This is a genomic window from Streptomyces sp. NRRL S-337, from assembly GCF_000720175.1.
In the GTDB taxonomy this organism is placed as follows: domain Bacteria; phylum Actinomycetota; class Actinomycetes; order Streptomycetales; family Streptomycetaceae; genus Streptomyces; species Streptomyces siderophoricus.
Window position 1 is genome coordinate 33,541 of the sequence record NZ_JOIX01000068.1, and the last position, 6,000, is coordinate 39,540.

Here is a 6,000-nt window from a genome sequence, read left to right on the forward strand (position 1 = left end):
CCCCGGCGGCCGTGTTGACGGCTGCCGGGGCGCGGGGGTGACCCCCCTCGGTCGTACCTGGGACGGGTCAGCGGACGGTGGGGTTCCGCTCCCCCGCGCGCAGGGCGACCGACAGGGTGTTGCCGGGCGGCGGGAAGGGGCACAGGAAGTGGTCGGCGAACGCGCACGGCGGCAGCAGGATCCGGTTGAGGTCGACCGTGACGGTGCCGTCCGCGGCGGGCGCCGGCGGCCGCAGGAAGCGGAAGCGGTAGCTGTCGGTGCCGCTGGTGGCGTCGGCGAACACCGCCCACAGCGAGCCGTCGCCCTCAACCGCGACCTGCAGGGTGTGCTCGTCCCCTTCGAGGGTGAACGCGAGCTCCCCGGCGAGCCCCAGGCCCCGCCGCTGCCCGTCAGCGTTGCGCACCTGGATGGTGCGGCCCTGCGCGTACGGCCGGAAGAGACCCGGGCGCACCCAGCGCTCGTCGTGCTCGTAGACGTCGATGCCGGCGAACGACCGGCGGGCCGGCGACTCCGGGTCGAAGTCGCGCACCGCCCACCCGCCGTCGCGGCACAGCACCAGCAGATGCCGCTCGCCGAACGCCACCCGCGTCGAGGCGGGGTCCGGGTCCGGGCCGAGCCGGAACTCGCCGGCGGCCGGCCTGCCGTCGACGGTGAGCCCGTCGTCCGGCCCGGCCCGCAGGACGACCGCGTCGTCCTGCGCGGTCCAATGGCCCGGCAGCCCCTCGATCCGGCCGTCGGGACGGTCCGCCAGCCAGTGGGTGCCGGCCAGGGCGAGCGGGCCGTGCGGCCCGCTGATCGCGGCGCGGCGCCGCTCGCGCCAGTCCTGCCACTCCTCGCGTGCGTCGCTGCTCATGCGGTGGGTCCCTTTCCTGCTGCGCGGACGGGCTGCGGCGGCAGCCCCAGGTGGGCGCGCAGCGTCGTACCGGTGTATTCCGTGCGGAAGACCCCGCGCTCCTGGAGGAGGGGTACCACCCGGTCGACGAACGGGTCGAGACCGCCCGGCGTCACATGCGGCACCAGGATGAACCCGTCGGCGGCGTCGGTCTGCACGAAGGCGTCCAGCTGCGCCGCGACGTCCGCCGGGGTGCCGATGAAGGACTGCCGGCCGGTGGTCTCGATCACCGTCTCGCGCAGCGACAGCCCCTTGGCGCGGGACAGCGCCCGCCACTTGTCGGCGACCGCCTTCGGGTCGGCGATCCTGACCCGGCCCTGCGCCAGCTCGCTGCCGGGATCCGGATCGAAGTCCGGCAGCGGCCCGTCGGGGTCGTACCCGGAGAGGTCCACGCCCCAGATCTGCTCGGCCGCGAGCAGTGCGTTCTGCGGGGAGACCTGCTGCCGGCGGATCTCGGCGGCGTGTTCCTGGGCCTCGGCGGCGGTGTCGCCGAGGACGAAGGTGACGCCCGGCATGATCGCGAGGTGGTCCGGCTGCCGGCCGTACGCCGCGAGCCGGCGCTTGACGTCGGCGTAGAAGGCCCGGCCGGCGTCGAGGCCGCTGTGCCGGGTGAAGACGACGTCCGCGGTGGCGGCGGCGAACTCCCGGCCTTCGAAGGAGTCCCCGGCCTGGATGATGACGGGATGCCCCTGCGGGCTGCGCGGCACGGTGAACTCGCCGCGGACGGTGAAGTGTTCCCCGCGGTGGTCGACCGGCCGGGGCGCCTCCCCGTCCGGCCAGGAATCCCACAACTCCCGTGCCACGGAGACGAATTCGGCCGCCCGGGTGTACCTGGCGGCACGGTCGAGATAGCCGCCGCGGCGGAAGTTCTCGCCGGTGAAGGCGTCGGAGGTGGTGACCACGTTCCAGGCCGCCCGGCCGCCGCTGAGGTGGTCGAGGGAGGCGAGCCGGCGGGCGAGTTCGTACGGCTCGTTGAAGGTGGTGTTGACCGTGGCGGCCAGCCCCAGGTGCTCGGTGACCGCCGCCAGGGCGGCGAGCACGGTGAGCGACTCGGGCCGGCCGACCACGTCGAGGTCGTGGATCCGCCCCTTGTGTTCGCGGACCCGCAGCCCCTCGGCGAGGAAGAAGAAGTCGAACAGTCCGCGCTCGGCGGTGCGGGCGAGATGCTCGAAGGAGGCAAAGTCGATCTGGCTGCCGGACCCCGGGACGGCCCAGACGGTGGTGTTGTTGACGCCGGGGAAGTGGGCGGCGAGCCGGATCTGCTTGCGCGGGGTCCGGGTCGTCGGGGTCGTCGGGGTCATGCGGTCTCCCTGGCGAGGGCGTAGCGGCTGGCCGGGCGGGGCAGGCCGAGGTGCTCGCGCAGCGTGCCGCCGGGGTGGCCGGGGCGCCGCAGCAGACCGCGCGCCCGGAGGACGGGGGCGGTGGCCTCGACGACCAGTGCGAGGTCCCGGCCGGGATCGGCGGGGCGCAGGTGGAAACCGTCGGCGGCGCCGGCCGCCCGCCAGTCCGCGATCAGGTCGGCGAGCCCGGCCCCGTCGGCCGCGTCGTCGAGCTCGACCGGCAGCGAGGCGAAGACCAGCAGGTGGCCGGGGTCGCGGCCGTGTGTGGCTGCGCGGTCGCGCAGTTCCTCGCGGACGGTCCAGGCGGTGGCCGGGTCCTCGACGCGGACCAGGGCGAGGTCGGCGTGGGCCGCGGCCACCTCGCGCGCCGGCTCGTCGGTGGCGTCCACCGCGATGACCGGGCGGCCCTGCGGGGGCCGGGGCACGATCGAGGGGCCGCGGACGGAGAAGGTGCGGCCGGTGAAGTCGACGTGGTGGAGCTTGTCCCGGTCGATGAACCGGCCGGTGGCGCGGTCGCGGATCTCCGCGTCGTCCTCCCAGCTGTCCCACAGCCGGGCGGCGACGTCGGCGACCTCGCCGGCCTCGGCCCAGACCTCGGCGGGCGGGGCGGCCGGCCGGCGGCCGAAGAGTGCGGCGTCGGCCTCGGTGGTGGAGACCTCGACGGCCCAGCCGGCCCGGCCGCGGCTGACCCAGTCCAGGGTGGCGACCGTGGTGGAGACGTGGAACGGCTCGGTGTGGGTGGTGGTGACGGTGGGGATCAGCCCGATGTGTTCGGTGGCGGGGGCGGCCCGGGCGAGCACGGCCGGGGCGTCGAGGCCGGGACGGCCGAAGCCGTCGCCGAGGGTCACGAAGGTGAGGCCGCCGCGCTCGGCGAGCCGGGCGAGCGCGACGACGTGCGCGGCGTCGTGGACGGTGTCGTGGGCGGCGCGGCCGGAGCACTGCGGGGTGTCCAGCGCGACGGCCAGGTGCAGGGGGTGGGGCATGGGGTTCCTTTCCGGTCCGGCGCCGGTCAGTTGGCGGTCCTGGGCAGGCCGGGCGGGTTGATCCGCGAGGACGTGAGGGCCTCAGAGGTGAGCCCCCAGCGGGCCAGCACCTTGCCGTAGCGGCCGTCGTCGATGACCTTCTGCAGCGCCGCGGCGTAGGCCTTGACCAGTCCGCTGTGCTTCTTCGTGGTGGCGGCGATCTCGCCCTGGACGCTGCCGCCGCCGGAGAAGGTGCCGACGATCTCGGTCCGGCCGGCCGTGTTGACGTGGTACGCGGCGGTCGGGTTCGGGCCGAAGAAGCCGTCCAGCCGGCCGGATTGGAGCGCGAGGTAGGTGTCGGAGGGCTTGTGGAAGTACTTGATGTCGACCGGCTTGCGGCCGGCCTTCTCGTTCTCCTTGCTCCAGTCGACGAGGATCTTCTCCTGGTTGGTGCCGGAGTCGACCGCGATGGTCCGGCCCGCGACGTCCTTGGGGCCGCGGACCTTCCAGCCGCTGCCCTTCTTCGCCTCCATCGCGAGCCGGTCGAGCCGGTAGGTGGCGAAGTCGTACTTGTCCTTGCGCTCCTCGGTGACGGTGACGTTGGAGAAGACCGCGTCGAGCTTGCCGCTGTCCAGGCCGACGAAGAGGTTCTCCCACGACAGCGGGTCGAAGCGGGGCTTGAGGCCGAGGGTGTCGGCGACGAGGGTGGCGAGGTCCTCCTCCACGCCGATGAGGGTCTTGTCGTCGGTGGCGTGGAAGGTCAGCGGTGGGCTGCCGTCGGCGCTCACGCCGATCCTCAGCTCACCGGTCCCGCGGACCCGGGCGGGCACCAGCGCGGCGATCTTCGGGTCCTTGACGCCGTGGATGCGGTGCTGGTCCGGGCCGATGTTGATCTTGACGCCATGGGCGCCGGTGACGGCGTTCCCGGCGTCGTCGCCGCTGTCGCCCGCGGCCGCGCCACCGCAGGCGGTGAGCAGCAGGGAGCCGGCGGCGAGGGTGAGGGCGGCGGTCAGGGTGCGGCGGTGCAACGGATGTCTCCTCATGTTCACAGGACCTTGGAAAGGAAGGACGCGGTGCGCTCGTGGCGCGGGTGGTCGAGGACCTGGCCGGGCGGGCCCTGTTCGACGATCCGCCCGCCGTCCATGAAGACGACGGTGTCGGCAACCTCGCGGGCGAAGCCGATCTCATGGGTGACGATGATCATCGTGGTGCCCTGGCGGGCCAAGTCCCTGATGACGTCGAGGACTTCACCGACCAGCTCCGGGTCGAGCGCGGAGGTCGGCTCGTCGAAGAGCAGCAGCTTCGGTTCGAGGGCGAGCGCCCGGGCGATGGCCACCCGCTGCTGCTGGCCGCCGGAGAGCTGCCGGGGGTAGGAGTCCGCCTTGTCGGCGAGCCCGACCCGGTCGAGCAGCGCCCGGGCGGCCGCCTCGGCCTCCTTCTTCGGGCGGCGCAGCGCGGAGATCGGGGCCTCGGTGATGTTCGCCAGCACGGTCAGGTGCGGGAAGAGGTGGAAGTTCTGGAAGACGAAGCCGATACCGGTGCGCTGTTTGAGGATCTCGCGTTCGCGCAGCTCGTACAGCCTGTTGCCGGACCTCCGGTAGCCGACCAGCGCGCCGTCCACGCTCACCGAGCCGCCGTCGACCTTCTCCAGGTGGTTGATGGTGCGCAGCAGGGTGGACTTGCCGGAGCCGGACGGGCCGAGGACGACGGTGACCTCGCCGGGCCGGACCGTCAGGTCCACCCCTTTGAGGACGTCGAGCGAGCCGTAGCTCTTGTGGACCGAGCGGACGTCGACCATCACGGTCTGCGTGCTCATCGGGTGGCTCCCTTGGCGAAGTGGCGTTCCACGTAGTGCTGGAGGACGGAGAGCACGGTGGTCAGGAGGACGTACCAGGCGGTGGCGACCATCAGCAGGGGCACGACCCTGCCGTTCCGTCCGTAGATGACCTGGACCTGGTAGAAGAGCTCGCCGATCGCCATGACGGAGACGATCGAGGTGCCCTTGAAGAGGGAGATGACCTCGTTGGTGGCGTTGGGCAGGATCGAACGCGCCGCCTGCGGCAGCACGATGCGGCGCAGCTGGCGCAGCCGGGGGATGCCGAGCGCGGCGGCCGCCTCCAGCTGTCCGCCGTCCACCGCGAGCACCCCGCCGCGCACGATCTCGGCGGCGTACGCGGCCTGGTGCAGCGCCAGGCCCAGCACCGCCGCGCCCATCGCCCCGACCAGCCCCATGGTGTCGAAGTGGAAGAAGCCGGGCCCGAAGGGGATGCCGAAGTCCAGCCGCTTGTAGAGGTAGGCGAGGTTGAACCAGAACAGCAGCTGGACGATGAGCGGGATGGAGCGGAAGGCCCAGATGTAGCCGAAGGCGACCCAGCGCAGGAAGGGGCTGGCGGACAGCCGCATGAAGGCCAGCACGATGCCCAGGGCGAAGCCGAGGGCGGTGCCGTAGACGGTCAGCTGGAGGGTGGTCCAGACCGCCTTGAGGACCGTCTCCGCGGTGAAGAACTGTGCGAACACCGGCCATTCCCAGGCCGGGTTGGTGACCAGACCGTGCACGAACTGCGCGATCAGCACGGCGGTCACCGCGATCGCGGCCCACCGCCAGGGGTGGCGTACGGGGACGACCTTCAGGGCGGCCGGATCGTCGGCGGCCGGTGGTCCGGCCCGCTCGGGGGCCGTCCGGGGGGCGGGTGGGTCAGTGGTCAGCGGCATGGATGTCCTCGGGGGTGGGTGTGCCGGAGGCGGGGGTCTGTCTCTTATACACATCTGACGCTGCCGACGAAGAGGATAGTGTAGATCTTGGTGG

Annotated in this window: 6 protein-coding genes; all 6 read right to left on the bottom strand. The window is 72.8% G+C overall.

The genetic code is table 11. The annotated features are described in order from the left end of the window. Positions 1-67: 67 nt before the first annotated feature. From IG62_RS0132235 to IG62_RS0132260, 6 genes are read right to left on the bottom strand one after another with little or no spacing between them, the layout of a single operon-like run. Entirely contained in the window at positions 68-853 is a 786-nt protein-coding gene (locus IG62_RS0132235) for a DUF1684 domain-containing protein (RefSeq protein WP_030811513.1), read from the bottom strand. After that, positions 850-2,193 carry an NtaA/DmoA family FMN-dependent monooxygenase gene (locus IG62_RS0132240; RefSeq protein WP_030811516.1) on the bottom strand — a complete coding sequence of 448 codons (1,344 nt, stop codon included), beginning with the start codon at positions 2,191-2,193 and terminating at the stop codon, positions 850-852. The genes IG62_RS0132235 and IG62_RS0132240 overlap by 4 nt, the downstream gene beginning before the upstream one ends. Further along, positions 2,190-3,215 carry an LLM class flavin-dependent oxidoreductase gene (locus IG62_RS0132245; protein WP_030811519.1) on the bottom strand — a complete coding sequence of 342 codons (1,026 nt, stop codon included), beginning with the start codon at positions 3,213-3,215 and terminating at the stop codon, positions 2,190-2,192. The genes IG62_RS0132240 and IG62_RS0132245 overlap by 4 nt, the downstream gene beginning before the upstream one ends. A gap of 26 nt (positions 3,216-3,241) precedes the next feature. Beyond that, complete coding sequence (locus tag IG62_RS0132250) at positions 3,242-4,237, bottom strand: ABC transporter substrate-binding protein (RefSeq protein WP_030811522.1); 996 nt, start codon at positions 4,235-4,237, stop codon at positions 3,242-3,244. A 2-nt stretch (positions 4,238-4,239) separates the two neighbouring features. After that, a complete protein-coding gene (locus IG62_RS0132255) occupies positions 4,240-4,992 on the bottom strand; it encodes an amino acid ABC transporter ATP-binding protein (protein ID WP_030811526.1) in 753 nt (250 codons plus the stop codon). A gap of 14 nt (positions 4,993-5,006) precedes the next feature. Then, positions 5,007-5,906 carry an amino acid ABC transporter permease gene (locus tag IG62_RS0132260; RefSeq protein ID WP_030811529.1) on the bottom strand — a complete coding sequence of 300 codons (900 nt, stop codon included), beginning with the start codon at positions 5,904-5,906 and terminating at the stop codon, positions 5,007-5,009. Positions 5,907-6,000: the final 94 nt, after the last annotated feature.

What these genes read in the sequence shown, in the direction of transcription:
- IG62_RS0132235 (WP_030811513.1), bottom strand. Translation starts at nt 853, where the DNA reads ATGAGCAGCGACGCACGCGAGGAGTGGCAGGACTGGCGCGAGCGGCGC.
- IG62_RS0132240 (WP_030811516.1), bottom strand. Translation starts at nt 2,193, where the DNA reads ATGACCCCGACGACCCCGACGACCCGGACCCCGCGCAAGCAGATCCGG.
- IG62_RS0132245 (WP_030811519.1), bottom strand. Translation starts at nt 3,215, where the DNA reads ATGCCCCACCCCCTGCACCTGGCCGTCGCGCTGGACACCCCGCAGTGC.
- IG62_RS0132250 (WP_030811522.1), bottom strand. Translation starts at nt 4,237, where the DNA reads ATGAGGAGACATCCGTTGCACCGCCGCACCCTGACCGCCGCCCTCACC.
- IG62_RS0132255 (WP_030811526.1), bottom strand. Translation starts at nt 4,992, where the DNA reads ATGGTCGACGTCCGCTCGGTCCACAAGAGCTACGGCTCGCTCGACGTC.
- IG62_RS0132260 (WP_030811529.1), bottom strand. Translation starts at nt 5,906, where the DNA reads ATGCCGCTGACCACTGACCCACCCGCCCCCCGGACGGCCCCCGAGCGG.